Raw genomic sequence first — 15,145 nt, 5'->3', positions numbered from 1 at the left:
TTCATGGAAATCTCCTTCACACCCGCGGCTTGGCGCGATTGGAACAAACTTTCGAAAGGCATGCAGTCGCGGCTGCAATCAAAAATGCTTTTGTATTCGCGCGATCCGTTACAGCATGCGGTGAAACTTACCGACAGCCGGATCGGTCAATATCGTTTCCGAATCGGAGACTACGGGTTGTTTTTGACCTGGCACCGGAGCGCCTGATCGTGTTTGCGGTCGCCCATCGCAAGGACATCTATCGGTGAATGGCGCTGCTGGTGCTTTCGGCTTGACGGGTATCCCCAATCGACTATACTTTTTGCAAGGACTTTCTACAGACAGGTCCCCATTAACTATTCATTGCAACGAAGCAGTTATTGATTACGTTTAACTTGTGTACTCTCAACTGAAGAAATGGAGAACGAAAGTATGGCCCCTGGAAAAATGACCTCTCGTTCCCTGCGACTCTTCTTGCTGCTCGCCGCGGTAGCGGGCGCTGGTCTGGTGACATTAGTCACTGGCCGGGAAGCAAGTGTGGCGCGCAGGACGCAGATGATTGGCTCGGACCGCATCGTCGCCAGCGAATACCTGGCTGAGATGAACGGGCCGATGTGTGAGTTTACGCCGGAGTTCAGGACCGCCAGCGCGTCGGAAGAATTGATTGCTTCCGCTGCGCAATATGGTGGCGGCCAAGCCGCCCCTCGCGCCGCCGGAGTCTCCGGCGCGCCCAGAACGCGTCCCAGCAAAGCGGAGCGCGACGCGATGGCGCGCCGCAATCCGAAATATGTGATGAAGGATCCCAACCCCGGCTATGCCGGAATTGCCATTGATGTCGCGCGCGGCGAAGTGGTGATGGCGGATGAGAACCTGTTCAGCATCCATGTCTATGATCGCACCACGAACACGCCGCCCAACGCCAGCAGGAGCGAGCCGAAGCGCATGATTCAGGGGGAGGACACTTCGCTCGAATTCGCCTGCTCGGTCTATGTGGACCCGACCAGCGGGGAAATCTACGGCATCAACAACGACACGCTGAACTGGATGCCGGTGTTCGGACGCGACGCGCGCGGCAACGCCAAGCCTTTGCGCCGCCTGGCCACGCCGCACACCACCTTCGGCATCGTGGCTGATGAAGAGCGGCAGGAACTGCTAATCACCATTCAGGACGATCAGGCCATTCAGGTGTTCAAGAAGGGCGCCAAGGACGAAGATGCCGGCACGCGCGTCATCCAAGGCCCCAAGACGATGATGGCCGACCCGCACGGCATCACGCTCGACCCCATACGCAAGAAGGTCTTCGTCAGCAACTGGGGCAGCCGCAATACGCGCGCGGCCAGCGATCCGCAACGTCAGAAGCGCGGCTGGCCGATTGGCCGCAATCAGAACAACGCCGGTTCAGGCGAGTGGATACCGGCATCCATCACCGTGTATCCCAAAGACGCCAGCGGCGATGTCGCGCCGTTGCAGACCATCAGCGGGCCCAAGACCCAACTCGATTGGCCGACAGCGATGGCGTTTCACGCCGGGCGCAACGAGTTGTTCGTGGCCAATGACACCACCCACACCATCACCGTCTACCAGGGCGACGCCAACGGCGATGTGGCTCCCATCCGCGTGCTGACCGGGCCGAAGACGAACATCAAGCACCCCACCGGCGTGGCCGTCGATGAGAAGAACAACGAGCTGTGGGTGGCCAACTTCGGCAACCATTCGGCGACTGTTTACGCCATCGACGCCAGCGGCAACGTCGCGCCCAAGCGCATGATTCGCAGCGCTCCCATCGGCACGCCGACGCCCATGATCGGCAATCCGCACACCATGGCCTACGACACCAAGAGGAATGAAATCCTCGTCGCCAACTGAGTGGCTCACCCGCAAATTGCGGTATTCGCCAGGTCGGCGAATGGAGCTGCTGAACCCCGTCGTTCCATTGCGGGACAGAACACCCTGATCACGCGCACGATTCACGACATGGCCTACAACGAGGTTCGCGACGAGATCGTGGTGCCCCAGTTCATGACCTTCGCGATTCTCACCTTCGCGGGCAACGCCAACGGCAACGTGCCGCCGATCCGCAAAATCTTCGGCCCCGACACGCAGATCAAGAATAACGACGCGGTCTCCGTGGATGCGGTCAACAACGAGTATTACGTTCCTCAGGATGATAACCGCCTGCTGGTGTTTGATGGCCTGGCCAACGGCAATGTGAAGCCCAAGCGCATCCTGATCACCGATGACCCGGACCCGAACCGCGTGACGATTGACACGGTGCATAACCTGCTGGTTGTTTCCGGCGGGCCGAAGCTCCGCATCTATAACCGCACGGCATCGGGCAACGACAAGCCGCTGCGCGTCATCAACATCCCCAAGGAGTATCACCCCAAGGGCATCGATGACGGCGACGGCGGCAGCCGCCAAATGGCCACCGCGCTGATGACCGTCAATTCGCAGCGCGGCCTGATCTTCGCCAACACGCGCGTCGGCGGGCGTTTCGCGCTGGAGGATTTCATCGGCGTCTGGAGCGTCTTCGACGATGGCGAGGTCTATCCGCTCTACACCATCGGCGGCCCCAACAACCTGCTGAAGGACGTGCGGGGCATCGCCCTAGACCCCAAAGAGAAAAACGTCATCGTCTCCGACAAAACCCACAACGCCATCTTCAACTTCCACGTCCCGGAGGTTTTCTAGCGCCGGGGCGCGAAGCACAATTCACATGCACTATCGACGGCTGGCCTAACTGCCAGCCCGTTGTTTTATGTAGGCTTTGTACGGGAATGGTTGGTTTTAGATAAGGAAGTTTTGGGACCGTTACTACTTTTGAAGCGTGAAGCGAGTTTTGAAGCTTTGCATCGGTATGTTCTCACCCAGCAGCATGAACTCTAGTCCAACAATCGATAGCTCAGTGGGAATTTGCAGATCGTGCCCGACTGCATGGGGCAAACCGTTTTCCGTAGGTGCAAGATTTGACGGGCTATTGAACTGGCATATATTGCCCTCAGTCGAAGGTCGATACTGAGGAAACTCTGCGGCGCACGCGACCTTCACCGTTTCCGGGTCAGCAACGAAAATGTATGTCGGTCTCAAAACAGGCGCGTTGCCGGTGTTTTTTAATAGGAAGAATACTTTTGCCGAATGTTGGGGAATTTTCAACTCCAACTCCCCTCGTGCGGGAAATCTCCATTCAGGTGAAGTAGTCTTCAGTTCGTGGCGTAGGCTTACCTCAAGCTTTGGTTTGCGACCTTCCCTTTCGATCTCTCTAGCGTATTGTTGTTCTGAAATTGTCGTAAGCGACTGGAGACTCTTCACTGTTCCTTCGAGAGCCGTGCGAGATGCATCAAGGGTCGTTTGCTGTTGCTTACCGGATACTTCGGCTTTCTTGTATGAACAAAGGGAAAGCCCGATTGCGAGTACAGAAAGCAACAGCATTGAACCATTGAGTCAGAGGCTTTGCCTGCTTGTTTTCCCAGTGCTTTCATCAAACTTCTGAATTGCTTCAACGCTCTTCTGTATCGCCTCAAGATTCTGTAATGCAGCCTCTGCTTCTAGCCGACGTACTGCACCTGTCCCCAAGGTGTTCATGTAAGGCATAACATCTCTGATTTCCTGGGCGGTGAGGGGGGCTTGGTTGCCCATGAGTCAATTCTCTGCCTCTTGGGAAGAATTTAACGGCAACGGACCTGCTACGGCTTCCGGGCCATGTGATAGGACCATGTGGTAAAATAAGACATGATCGAGAAAACGGTGACGAAGCACAGCGGACAATATCCCGACTCTACCAAAGAGGATTTGGCGTATTGGCTGAGCAAAACGCCGGAGGAACGGGTCGCAACCGTGGACTTTTTGCGCCAGCAATACTATGGGAATGCAGCTAGACTTCAGAGAATTGCTCGCGTTGTTCAACGCCCACCACGTTGAGTATATGATCGTCGGGGGGGGGGTACGCGCTGGCCTTTCACGGGGCACCGCGCTTCACTGGGGATATTGGTGTCCTCGTCCAACCTGATCCTGAGAATGCCCAACGTATCCTTTCCGCCCTGGAAGCCTTTGGATTCGCCTCGATGGGCGTGACGCCGGAAGATTTCTCCCATCCAGATCAAGTGATACAACTTGGCGTTCCTCCCGTGCGCATTGATCTGGTCGCCCTGCTTACCGGCGTCTCGTGGGTCGCGGCGTTCGCTGGCAAGACCGCCGGGAGCTACGGAGATGTGCCTGTGTACTACATTGGCCGGGAGCAGCTCATTGCCAACAAACGCGCCACGGGCAGACAGAGGGACTTGGCGGACCTCGAAATGCTAGGGGAAGTGTGACACCTCGGGCATAATCCCGCTCCGAACAAGTCGCTGAACAAAGTAAACCAGACTTGGAACGGGGGACAGATAAGACGTTTACCATCGATATTCCTTTCCGAATTTCCCGGCGGCATTCAGCGCGGCCTCGATGGTTTCCAGCGGCAACAGCAGAGTTAACGAGGTGTCCAGCAGCGAGATTGCGCCGTAGCTGGCGTACCAGCGGGCGGCACGGTCATTCTTAGCATCGATAACCAACACTACTCCGCCAACCTCTTGCGCGGCCAGCAGGCAGCGGCGTCCGGCGGCGAGCAGCAATTGCCCGCCAAGACCTTTGCCTTGATGATTGCGGTTTACTGCCAACCGCGCTAGACGGAAGCCGGGCACATCATGGCGTGCCAGCCCGCGCCGCGCGATCTCCGGAGTTCGTGCGTACTGAATCGATGCGGGGCTAAGACTGTAGCAGCCGAGGATGGTTTTGCGGTCAGTGTCGTCGATGGCAAGGAATGTCTTCTCGCCGCCGCGTTTGTGGCTCTTGCGCGCATGCCGGCGGAGGAACTCATTCAGCGACTCATCGCCGCAGTCGAATGATTCCCGATCATGCTTCTTGCCGATGGGCTCTTCATGCCAGGCCATCAGCGGCGTGTTCGCTTCGGCAATGCCCGGGCGGCAGCCAGCAGCTTGGCGTTTGGAGCAGGCGGATTTTCCAGCAAGTTCAGCACCCGCAAACTATCGCGGGCGGAAAGTTGCAAGTGATCGGCTTTCTCAATTACGTTCTTGGCGGCGCGCAGCGAATGGTGAATCACAAACCCTGTCAGGTCGGTGTCCTGCAATGCCACCGCGCGCATAAGCAGGGCTTTTTCCTCTGCGCGAATCCGCAACGACATCCGGCTGTTGTCTTCGACGGCCATTCTGGGCATGGCTCCACACCTCGTTTAATGTACTAATTAAAATTGTACACTACTGCAAGCCACTCAGGAAGTCCAGCACCGTGCGATTGAACTCCGCGGGCTGGTCAATGGGCACGAGATGCGCGGCACGAGGGAACGTCACTCGCTTTGCGCCGGGGATGCCCTTGGCCCAGCGCTCGTAGTTGGCGCGCGCGTCGACGTTGTCCTTTTCGCCGAAGACGAGTAGCGTGGGTACGTGAATCTCCGTCAGCCGCTCAGAGCGCGGCTTGTCGGATGAAGCCAGTTGCCGGACAGCCGGGGAGCCATCAATGTGGCGGAATCGAACTACATTTTCCTCGATGATCTTCAGCACGCCGGGCACCGCCTCCTTGCGCTGCGGCCCCTGATAGGGGTCCAACCCCCACACGCGTGCGGCGGCAGCCGCGCCTTCCTTCTTGCCAACTTCCGTGGTGCGCTCGAACATGTCCTCGTAGGCCTTCGGCACGTTGCTCAAGTTGGACGAAATCAGCACTAGCGATGCGACCATCTCCGGGTGATCCAGTGCGAAATCAAAGGCCATTCCCCCACCGCGCGAGATGCCCACCAAGCTGGCTTTCGCCACCTGGAGATGCTGCAGCAATTGATAGAGGTCTTCGGTATTGGAGAACGGCTTCACCGGGCTGGCCGACTGGCCCGAGCCGCGCAGATCATAGCGGATGACCGTGAACTGCTTGGCAAACTCGCTGAACTGATCGTCCCAGGCGCGGCTATCCACCGCTCCGCCGTGGATCAGCACCACCACCGGGCCGCTGCCCGCGACTTCGTAGTAGAGCTTCGTCCCGTTGACCTCGGCGATGCCGCGCTGCGCGGGCGCCGCGGCGGAGATTGCCACAGAAACAGAAAGAGCTATCAGCACGAAGTATGTGCCCAGGGAATTACGCAGGAATCGTCTCATAACCAACCTCCAGAATTGTCGGAATCTACCCGGCCTGGCAGCCATTCTGCACCATCCGGGCCCCGCGCGCATAGCGGATTCTGTGCATTTGCTGACACTGGCGCCGCCCTCCCGGATAAGTCCCGGATAAGTCTTTGACTCTGCCCAGCCGGTCGGGTAGCATAATAAGTTATCTGTAACTCTTTCCGCGCGTCCTAGTTCCTGCCTGCAGGGCGGACCATCCCAAGGAGGATTTCCGGTGAGTCAAGCACGCAATTATCTCTTCACGTCCGAATCGGTGACGGAAGGGCATCCTGACAAAATCTCCGACCAGATTTCAGATGCTGTTGTCGATGCCATTCTGGCCCAGGACCCGCGCGGGCGCATCGCTTGCGAAACCGTGGTAACCACTGGATTGGTCTTCATGACCGGTGAGATCACCGCCAACGCCGTGGTGGACTACACGGAGCTAGCCCGCAAGACGATTGATCGCATCGGCTACAATCGCGCCAAGTATGGCTTCGATTGCCACACCTGTGGCGTAACCACCGCCATCCACGCGCAGTCGAACGACATCGCCATGGGCGTTGACACCGGCGGCGCCGGCGACCAGGGCATGATGTTCGGCTACGCCTGCAATGACACCGAAGAGTTGATGCCCGCGCCCATCATGCTGGCGCACCAGCTTGTGCGCCGCCTCTCCGAGGTGCGCCGCGCCGGCACGCTCGACTTTCTCCGTCCCGACGGCAAGTCGCAAGTTTCGGTGCGCTATGTGGACGACAAGCCCGTGGCCGTCGAGGCCGTGGTGGTCTCCTCGCAGCACAGCGAGTCGGTATCCAATGAAAAGCTGCGCCAGGGCATCATGGACGAAGTCATCAAGGTCGTCATCCCCGAGAAGATGCTCACCAAGGACACCAAGTACCACATCAACCCCACCGGACGCTTCGTAACCGGCGGACCCATGGGCGATAGCGGCCTCACCGGGCGCAAGATCATCGTAGACACTTACGGCGGCATGGGCCATCACGGCGGCGGCGCGTTCTCCGGCAAAGATCCGACTAAGGTGGATCGCTCGGCCTGCTACATGGCGCGGCACATCGCCAAGAATCTGGTGGCGGCTGGCCTGGCCGATCGTTGCGAAGTGCAGCTTGCCTACGCCATCGGTGTCGCCGAGCCGGTCTCCATCATGGTGGAGACATTTGGCACCGGCGCGATTCCGCAAGCGAAAATCGAAGCGCTGGTGCGCGAGCATTTTTCGACCACGCCCAAGGGCATCATTGACTACTTGAACCTGCGCCGTCCAATCTACGAACTCACGGCCGCCTTTGGACACTTCGGACGCCATGAACCCAGCTTCACGTGGGAGCTCACCAACAAGGCCGAGGATTTGCGCCAAGCCGCAGGCATTGCCGCGAGCGCCGGGGCGCGCCGCTAGGCGCATTGGTATATTTGGCAATCCACATGCGGTAATCTCACCGGGCCTGTCTCGCGCAGGCCCTTTTCCCAAACGCTTCAATCAATCTATCCGCCGCGCCCGACCGGCATGGCGAGAATTCACGGAGAGTAATGATGGCAGCATTGCGCAAGGGTTCTTATGATGTAAAAGATATTAAACTGGCCGATGAAGGCAAGCGCCGCATCGAGTGGGCTGGGCAATCCATGCCTACCTTGGCCATTATTCGCCAGCGCTTTCTCAAGCAGAAGCCGCTGAAGGGCATGCGCCTGTCGGCCTGCCTGCACGTTACCACCGAGACGGCCAACCTAGCCATCACGCTGCGCGATGGCGGAGCCGACGTCGTGCTGTGCGCGTCCAATCCGCTGAGCACGCAGGACGAGACGGCCGCCGCGCTGGTGAAGCACTACGGTATCCCGACGTTTGCCATCAAAGGCGAGAACAACAAGTCATATTACTCGCATCTTGAGGCCGCGCTCAAGCACCGCCCGCACATCACCATGGACGATGGCGCCGATCTGGTTACGCTCGCGCTGACCAAGGGCGCGCAGTATGCCAAGCAGATTATCGGCGGAACGGAAGAGACCACCACGGGCGTTATCCGCCTGCGCAGCATGGCCGCTGAAGGCGTCTTGCAGTACCCCATCATGGCGGTGAATGACGCCGACACCAAGCACATGTTCGACAACCGCTACGGCACGGGCCAGTCCACGCTCGACGGCGTGCTGCGTGCCACCAACGTTCTGCTCGCTGGAATGCGCGTGGTCATCGCCGGCTACGGCTGGTGCGGACGCGGCATCGCCAGCCGCTCGCGCGGCATGGGCTCGCACGTGATCGTTACGGAAGTCGATCCCACGCGCGCTCTGGAGGCCGTGATGGATGGCTATGAAGTGATGCCCATGGGCGTCGCGGCGGCAACCGGCGACCTGTTCATCACCGTTACCGGCGACAAGAACGTGCTCACGCGCCAGCACTTCGTCAAGATGAAGGACGGCGCCATCGTCTGCAACTCCGGCCACTTCAACGTCGAGATCGACATCCCCGCGCTCACGAAACTCGCCAAGTCGCGCCGCATCGCCCGCCCGTTCGTCGAGGAGTTCAAGCTCGCCAACGGCCGCCGCATCTACCTGCTGGCCGATGGCCGCCTGGTAAACCTCTCCTCCGCCGAAGGCCACCCCGCCTCGGTGATGGACATGAGCTTCGCCGATCAAGCCCTCTGCGCCGAGTACATGGTGAAGAACGCCAAGAAGCTTGAGAAAAAGGTCTACGACGTGCCGAAGTCCATTGACCAGCAGGTCGCCAAGATCAAGCTGGAATCCATGGGCATCAAGATCGACAAGCTGACTCCCGAGCAGGTGAAGTATCTGGCCTCTTGGTCGGAAGGCACATAGGCCATTTCTAATTGTGTTGCCGTTCAATTCAGAGCCCCGGAAGGGGCGAAAGATAGTAGCCCCGGGCGCAAGCCCGGGGCTTACTTTTGCATAGCATAACCAGCCTCGGTAGGGGCGAAAGAACGTGTGTCCGTCGAACCTTTTGCACGAACCGTCTAATTTCAATCCGGTTTTGATACCATGCATCCATGAAAGGTTATGCCGAACACATCCTTGGCCTGCTGGACCGCCGCGAGGTCAGCTACGCTGACGTTCGCGTGATCGAATCGCGCGAGCGCACCATCACAACCAAGAACGGCAAGATGGGCAGCGCGGTCGCTGATGAATCGCTCGGGCTCGGCGTGCGTGTGCTCGTGAACGGCTGCTGGGGATTCGCCTCCACGGATGATCTATCGCGCGACTCTCTTGCCGCTGTAGCGAAGCGCGCAGTGCAGATCGCTCGCGCCAGCGCGAAGGCCAAGAAGGAAGACGTCGTTCTGGCCGGTGAGCCTGTCGCGAATGTTACTTGGGTCTCGCCGTTTCAGATTGATCCGTTCTCCACGTCCATCGAAGCCAATCTTGATCTGCTGCTGCGCGCTGATGCCGAGATGCGCGCGGAGAAGGGCATCACCCTGGCTGAGGCATCGCTCAACTTTCGCCGCGCGCGTCAGCTCTTCATGAACACGGCAGGCTCGGTGATTGAGCAGACGCGCGTCATCACCGGCGTGGGCATTGAGGCGCATTGCTACGCCGACGGCGACATTCAGTCGCGCAGCTACCCCAACTCGTTTCGCGGGCAGTATCAACTGCGCGGCTACGAACTGGTCGGCGAGATGGACATTGTGGGCAACGCGCGCCACGTCGCCGAGGAGGCCGTCGCGCTGCACAAGGCCGACCAGTGCCCGCAGGGCCGGCGTACGCTCATCCTCGACAGCTCGCAGCTTGGCCTACAGATTCACGAATCCATCGGGCACCCCATCGAGCTTGACCGCGTGCTCGGCATGGAGGCCAACTACGCCGGCACCAGCTTCCTTACGCTCGACAAGCTGAACAACCTGAAGTACGGCTCGGAGATCGTCAACGTGGTCGCCGACGCGCGGCTGGAGCACGGCCCGGGGCTCGGCACGTTCGCTTACGATGATGAAGGCGTCGCCGCGCAGTCGACCGACATCATCAAGGACGGCCAGTTCCGCGGCTATCTGACTTCGCGCGAAACGGCTTCCACGGTTGGCTCAAACCGCTCAGGCGGCACCATGCGCGCCGACGGCTGGAACCGCATCCCAATGATCCGCATGACCAACATCTCGCTGCTGCCCGGTACGTGGAAGCTTGACGACCTCATCGCTGACACCGACGACGGCATCTACATGGAGACCAACCGAAGCTGGTCCATCGACGACCGCCGCTACAATTTTCAATTTGGCTGCGAACTGGGCTGGGAGATCAAGGGAGGCAAGAAAGTACGGATGCTGAAGAACCCGAGTTACTCGGGTATCACTACGGAGTTTTGGAATGGGTGCGACGCCATCTGCGACAAGGATCACTGGGCGCTGTGGGGCACGCCCAACTGCGGCAAAGGCCAGCCCTCGCAGACCATGGGCACCGGGCACGGCGCCGCGCCCGCGCGCTTCCGCAACGTCAACGTGGGAGTGGCCTATGGCGGATAGGCTACTCACGTTGCAGCGTTGCCAGGAACTCTTTGCCGAGTTACTCAAGCACTCACAGGCCGATGAGACGGAGTTACTCATCGGCGGAGGCACTCACTCACTGACTCGCTTCGCTAATAATACCATTCATCAGAATGTGGCCGAGGAAGGCTACGCGCTTTCAGTGCGGACTTCCTTCGGGCAACGCACCGCGCGCGCCACGACGAATCGTTTTGATGCGGAGTCACTCAAGCGCGTGGTGGCCGAGGCAACTTCACTTGCGCGCCAGCAGCAGCCTGATGCGGAACTGCTGCCCATGCCTGGCCCGCAGCAGTACGAGCCGGTGAATCGCTATTTCGAGGAGACCGCGAACGCCACTGCGGATCAGCGCGCACACGGCGCCGTCGCGGCAATCCACATCGCCGAGAGCAGCGGGCAGGTGGCGGCGGGCACGCTCTCGACGGGCGAAGGGATGCACGCGCTGCTGAACTCACGCGGCTTGGCGGCGTATTATCGCGGCTCGCACGCCGAGTTCTCCTTCACGGCGACTGCACCCACCAGCACCGGCTGGGCCAAGAAGACGGTGCCGGAGTTCCGCGAGATCAACGCCGAGGCGCTCGCCGCCGAGGCCTGCCGCATCGCCGCGCGCAGCGCCGAGCCGCGCGAAATTCCGCCGGAGCGTTATGTGACAATTCTCTCGCCCGCCGCCGTGCTCGATCTGCTGGGCTTCCTGTTCTATGATTTTTCCGGGCAAGCGCTGCGCGACCAGCGCAGCTTCCTCACCGGGCGCGTTGGCGAAAAACTCTTCGGCGAGAATATCTCCATCACCGACGACGTGTATCACCCGCTGCAATCGGGCGCGCCGTTCGATGGCGAAGGCCTCCCGCGCCAGCGCCTTAGGCTGGTCGAGCGCGGAGTCATCAAGGAACTGGCCTACTCGCGCCAGTCGGCCAAAGTCGCCGGAGTCACGCCCACCGGCCACGGCTTCCCTCTACCCAACGAGGCCGGTGAGTTCCCGTCGAACATTGTCATTGCCGGCGGCACTAGCTCGATTGACAAGATGGTCGCCAGCACCGAGCGCGGCATTCTGGTAACGCGCCTGTGGTACATCCGCGAAGTCGATCCCTACAAGAAGATACTCACCGGCATGACTCGTGATGGCACATTCCTCGTGGAGAACGGCAAAGTCCAGTACGGCATCCGCAACTTCCGCTTTAACGAAAGCCTGGTGGACATGCTGAACGCGGTCGAGATGATGGCGAAGCCTGAGCGCTCGAGCGGCGAAGAATCCTTCCCCATGGTCGTCCCCGCGATGAAGGTGTCATCGTTCCACTTCACCGAAGCAACCAAGTTTTAATCTTTCTCATTAACGACATGGTTCTGACGCACCACCCGTTTGACAGTTCCCTACAGTCGCCGTTAGACTGAATGGTATTCTAAACCATTTGTTCTGAATTGACAGGCAGGGTTCATGGCGCTTCCGAAGGAGTATCTGGGCTATCTGGTGCCCGAGTTGGTCAAGCGGCTGGAGAAGTCCGGCAAAGTGACTTTATTGAATCAGCCTGCGGCCGTCGAGCGTGTGCATCAGGTGTTTCAGGATGAATTCGCGCGCGAGGATCGGCTCAATCAGGAAGTGCGCGATCATCTGGAGAAACACAACGAGCAGATTCGCCGCGATGCGCTTTCTTACCAGGAGCTTTACAAGCTGGTGAAGAAAGAGTTGATGAAGAAGCACAAGATGGTTCCCATGCGCCCGGAAGACGGGACCAAGATTTCCCGCGACAAGTCTATTGATCTCTCGCATCAACTGGCCAAGGGCCTGATTACGCTCAAGCAAGCGGTGAAATTAGTGGGCGATCCGAACGATTTTCGGCTGGAGATATTGAAGGAAATGCAGGCTATTCTGCGCGAAGAGTATGCGATGGATCAGGCCGTGCGCGCCAAGATTAAATCGCAGAAGCGCGAGATCGCCGAGATGAGCGAAGAGTGGGATATTCTCTTCAGAAAATATTATCAGGACGAACTGCGCAAACTGGGTGTCGCGCCACCCGCCCAGCCCTCCCAGCAAGCCCTCAACCAACGCATTTAGTTTGCCGTGCCGCGCGCGGCACTGTTACGCGCGCACTGTCACGCGGCACTGTAAGCTAGCGGCGCTTCAGCGTGGGGCGGGCTTCCTCATCTTTTTCTTCAGTTGTTCCCGTGTCGCTGTTGGTCTTGCTGTCGCCCGCCGTGCCGTCAGTGGTGCCGGCGTCGGGAATTTTTCCGGTGGTTTTGCGGCGTAGCGTGGGGCGATCCTTATCGGCTTCCGCTTCCTCGACGCGACCGCGATTCACCAGCGACTTCAGGCGCGCATGAATGCGCGCGAATTCTCCGGTGGTGATCACGTGCTCGTCGCGGCTCGGCAGCACCGTGCTGATCTCGCTCTGCGCCGCGTCAATGCGCTCCGGGGTCATGGGATGAGTTGAGAAGGCTTTGGAGAGCGATCCGGGCCGGTTCTTTTCCCGCGCCTGAATCTTCTCGAAGAAACTGATAAACGCATCCGGGTCATAGCCGGATTTGTAGAGGTACTGCAAGCCGAGATAATCCGCTTCACGCTCTGAGCCGCGGGAAAATTGCAGGAATTTCATGGGAATCAGCAGGCCGGCCGCCGACTGTATGCCATAGCCAATCGGCCCGCCAATGAAGATCAGCGGCAGGCTCAGCCAATTGGCCAACTCCGCCTTGCTGGCATTCTTAGTGCCGTGTCGCGCGGCCACATGGGCGATCTCGTGAGCCATCACGCCCGCCAACTCCGCTTCATTTTCCGCCGCCAGTATCAGGCCGGTGTTGACGTAGAAAAATCCGCCGGGCAGGGCGAAGGCGTTGACGTCATCGGAATCAATCACCTTGATGGTGAAGGGCACCTGCGCGTCCGAGTTGCGCACGACGTTCTGGCCCAAGCGATTGACGTACTCGGCGATGACCGGGTCCTGCACCAACTGCGAGGACTGCTCCACCTGCTGCGCAAGCTGCTTGCCGAGCGCGATCTCTTCCTCAATGGAGTAAAAGTTCATGCCCTTGCCGACTTCGCGCTCGCCAATCTTCTCGACATCCGCCTTATCCTTTTTGGGATCAGACTTCGGTTCTGTCTTCAAGTCAGCCTTCTTCTGCGCGAGCAGGCTCGATGGCGCAGCCACGGCTGCTAGCAGAATCAGCGACAGGAAAATGTTAAGAAAATGTTTGCGGTTCCTCATAAGAGTTTTCCTCAATCCAGCCCACGCCCGGGCGGCGGACTCCTGCCGCTATAGTAAACCTAAACGTTCCCGAAAAGGTGCAATATTCCCGACCAAGCCGTTGCCTGCCTCAGAACACGGAATCAGGGAACCGTACCACTGCGGCGTCTCAGGTGGTAGGATGCACAACCCGACAACTATGATGCTTGTCTTGGCGCATTGTCTTGGTTTGTTTTCCCGGCCAACTGCTTCGTGCGTACTTCGTGCGTTGACAGCCTCTTCCGGCCTGTGATACAAGGCTAATCGTCGGCTAATCAATCGGCAGTGGAGTTCAAGAACCGAGCCGCCCGGCGTGGCGGGTTCGCGGCGAAGTTCCAGAGGAATTCAGGTTTAAAGTGGATTTGCCAGGAGGCTCAAGTAAAATGCGTACTAACATATTATCAAATATCTATAAATCAATCACTTGCGCGGCATTAATGGTGGGAATGCTAGCTCTCGCGCCGGGTTTCCTGAGCGCGCAGCAGCCGGTCGACACCGTGCTGCACAACGCGAAGGTTCTGACTGTGGACGCCAATTTCACGATCGCCCAGGCCGTCGCTATTCGCGGCAATCAAGTGGCGGCTGTGGGCACCAATGACGACATGCTGAAGCTTGCCGGTCCCAATACCATGAAAATGGACCTTAAGGGCCGCACGGTTATCCCCGGGCTGATCCACACCCACATCCACCAGAACGACGAGGCCGAATCGAACTATGCCGGCTACATCGGATTCGAGGGCATCAAGGCTTACCCCATCAACTGGGGCGGCGTGCGCAGTGTGCAGGACGCGCTCAATCAGGTGCGCGGCGTCATGGAGAAATATAAGTTCAAGCCCGGTGAGTGGGTCTATTTCGGCAGCGCGGAGGGCGCAGGCGGCGGCGAAGGCGGCGGTGGCGGTGGATTGCCCTCCGGCATCGTCGAGAAGGTCATGCTCGACGGCATGAACCGCTACGAGTTGGATAAGGTAACGCCCAACAATCCCGTGGTCATGGGCTTCACCTGGCCCAACGTGAACGGCGTGCTGGCGAACAGCAAGGCCATCGACATTCTCTGGGCCGAGCACGCCGACTTCTTCAAGAAGTACGGCCGCTTCTGGGTGGACCAGACCGGCAAGCCCGAGGGACACCTCGAATCGCCCGGCCTGCGTTTCGCGCTGGAAAAACTGCCGGAGCCCGATGCCTTTGTCATGGCGCCGATTTTCAAGATGGCCAATGACGAACTGATCGCCGAAGGCATCACCACCATCTCCACGCGCCTGCCCGTCTACGCCGAGAAAACTTTTAAGTTCATGGACCAGCAAGGCATCCTGCAACTTCGCCTGGCGTTCGGCTT

14 protein-coding genes and 1 pseudogene are annotated in these 15,145 nt (G+C 59.2%); 9 read left to right on the top strand and 6 right to left on the bottom strand.

The features are described 5' to 3' along the window. The first annotated feature begins 396 nt into the window (after positions 1-396). Both EXQ56_09755 and EXQ56_09750 read left to right on the top strand, forming a co-directional pair. Complete coding sequence (locus EXQ56_09755) at positions 397-1,845, top strand: hypothetical protein (protein ID MSO20727.1); 1,449 nt, start codon at positions 397-399, stop codon at positions 1,843-1,845. Next, positions 1,846-2,670, top strand: coding sequence for a hypothetical protein (locus EXQ56_09750; GenBank protein ID MSO20726.1), 825 nt, complete (start codon positions 1,846-1,848; stop codon positions 2,668-2,670). 123 nt (positions 2,671-2,793) lie between these two features. Here EXQ56_09750 and EXQ56_09745 read toward each other — a convergent pair whose 3' ends face one another. Both EXQ56_09745 and EXQ56_09740 read right to left on the bottom strand, forming a co-directional pair. After that, positions 2,794-3,408 carry a hypothetical protein gene (locus tag EXQ56_09745; GenBank protein ID MSO20725.1) on the bottom strand — a complete coding sequence of 205 codons (615 nt, stop codon included), beginning with the start codon at positions 3,406-3,408 and terminating at the stop codon, positions 2,794-2,796. 12 nt (positions 3,409-3,420) lie between these two features. Then, positions 3,421-3,615 carry a hypothetical protein gene (locus EXQ56_09740; GenBank protein MSO20724.1) on the bottom strand — a complete coding sequence of 65 codons (195 nt, stop codon included), beginning with the start codon at positions 3,613-3,615 and terminating at the stop codon, positions 3,421-3,423. A gap of 223 nt (positions 3,616-3,838) precedes the next feature. Between EXQ56_09740 and EXQ56_09735 the strand changes: the two are divergent. Then, positions 3,839-4,289: pseudogene (locus EXQ56_09735) on the top strand (hypothetical protein). Positions 4,290-4,367: 78 nt separating this feature from the next. Here EXQ56_09735 and EXQ56_09730 read toward each other — a convergent pair. Genes EXQ56_09730 through EXQ56_09720 form a run of 3 tightly spaced genes read right to left on the bottom strand, consistent with a single transcriptional unit; the run spans position 4,368 to position 6,185 of the window. After that, complete coding sequence (locus EXQ56_09730) at positions 4,368-4,904, bottom strand: GNAT family N-acetyltransferase (protein MSO20723.1); 537 nt, start codon at positions 4,902-4,904, stop codon at positions 4,368-4,370. Next, the gene (locus EXQ56_09725; protein ID MSO20722.1) at positions 4,904-5,188 is read right to left on the bottom strand and encodes a DUF1778 domain-containing protein; all 285 of its coding nucleotides are present in this window, start codon (positions 5,186-5,188) and stop codon (positions 4,904-4,906) included. Before EXQ56_09725 ends, EXQ56_09730 begins: the two co-directional genes overlap by 1 nt. A gap of 40 nt (positions 5,189-5,228) precedes the next feature. Beyond that, positions 5,229-6,185, bottom strand: a complete 957-nt coding sequence (locus tag EXQ56_09720; GenBank protein ID MSO20721.1) for an alpha/beta hydrolase — start codon at positions 6,183-6,185, stop codon at positions 5,229-5,231. A gap of 166 nt (positions 6,186-6,351) precedes the next feature. Between EXQ56_09720 and EXQ56_09715 the strand changes: the two genes are divergently transcribed. The 5 genes from EXQ56_09715 (at position 6,352) to EXQ56_09695 (ending at position 12,650) form a co-directional block, all read left to right on the top strand. Continuing rightward, positions 6,352-7,527: a methionine adenosyltransferase gene (locus EXQ56_09715; GenBank protein MSO20720.1), complete on the top strand. Its 1,176-nt coding sequence runs from the start codon at positions 6,352-6,354 to the stop codon at positions 7,525-7,527. Between the two features lie 134 nt (positions 7,528-7,661). After that, complete coding sequence (locus tag EXQ56_09710) at positions 7,662-8,936, top strand: adenosylhomocysteinase (protein MSO20719.1); 1,275 nt, start codon at positions 7,662-7,664, stop codon at positions 8,934-8,936. A gap of 188 nt (positions 8,937-9,124) precedes the next feature. After that, positions 9,125-10,582: a TldD/PmbA family protein gene (locus EXQ56_09705; GenBank protein MSO20718.1), complete on the top strand. Its 1,458-nt coding sequence runs from the start codon at positions 9,125-9,127 to the stop codon at positions 10,580-10,582. Next, positions 10,572-11,918 carry a TldD/PmbA family protein gene (locus EXQ56_09700; protein ID MSO20717.1) on the top strand — a complete coding sequence of 449 codons (1,347 nt, stop codon included), beginning with the start codon at positions 10,572-10,574 and terminating at the stop codon, positions 11,916-11,918. Before EXQ56_09705 ends, EXQ56_09700 begins: the two co-directional genes overlap by 11 nt. 114 nt (positions 11,919-12,032) lie before the next feature. Then, positions 12,033-12,650 (top strand): DUF507 family protein, encoded by a 618-nt coding sequence (locus EXQ56_09695; GenBank protein ID MSO20716.1) that lies wholly within the window; start codon positions 12,033-12,035, stop codon positions 12,648-12,650. A gap of 55 nt (positions 12,651-12,705) precedes the next feature. Here the strand turns inward: EXQ56_09695 and EXQ56_09690 are convergent, their stop codons facing one another. Further along, positions 12,706-13,794, bottom strand: a complete 1,089-nt coding sequence (locus EXQ56_09690; GenBank protein ID MSO20715.1) for a peptidase M48 — start codon at positions 13,792-13,794, stop codon at positions 12,706-12,708. Positions 13,795-14,195: 401 nt separating this feature from the next. On the opposite strand from EXQ56_09690, the gene EXQ56_09685 reads away from it, so the two are divergent. After that, on the top strand, positions 14,196-15,145 hold a 950-nt coding region (locus EXQ56_09685), incomplete at its 3' end, for a hypothetical protein (GenBank protein MSO20714.1).

It is taken from the genome of Acidobacteriota bacterium (assembly GCA_009691245.1).
GTDB lineage: Bacteria > Acidobacteriota > Terriglobia > 2-12-FULL-54-10 > 2-12-FULL-54-10 > SHUM01.
Note: the sequence above shows the minus strand (reverse complement) of the source record. Positions and strands in the feature narration are given on the sequence as shown.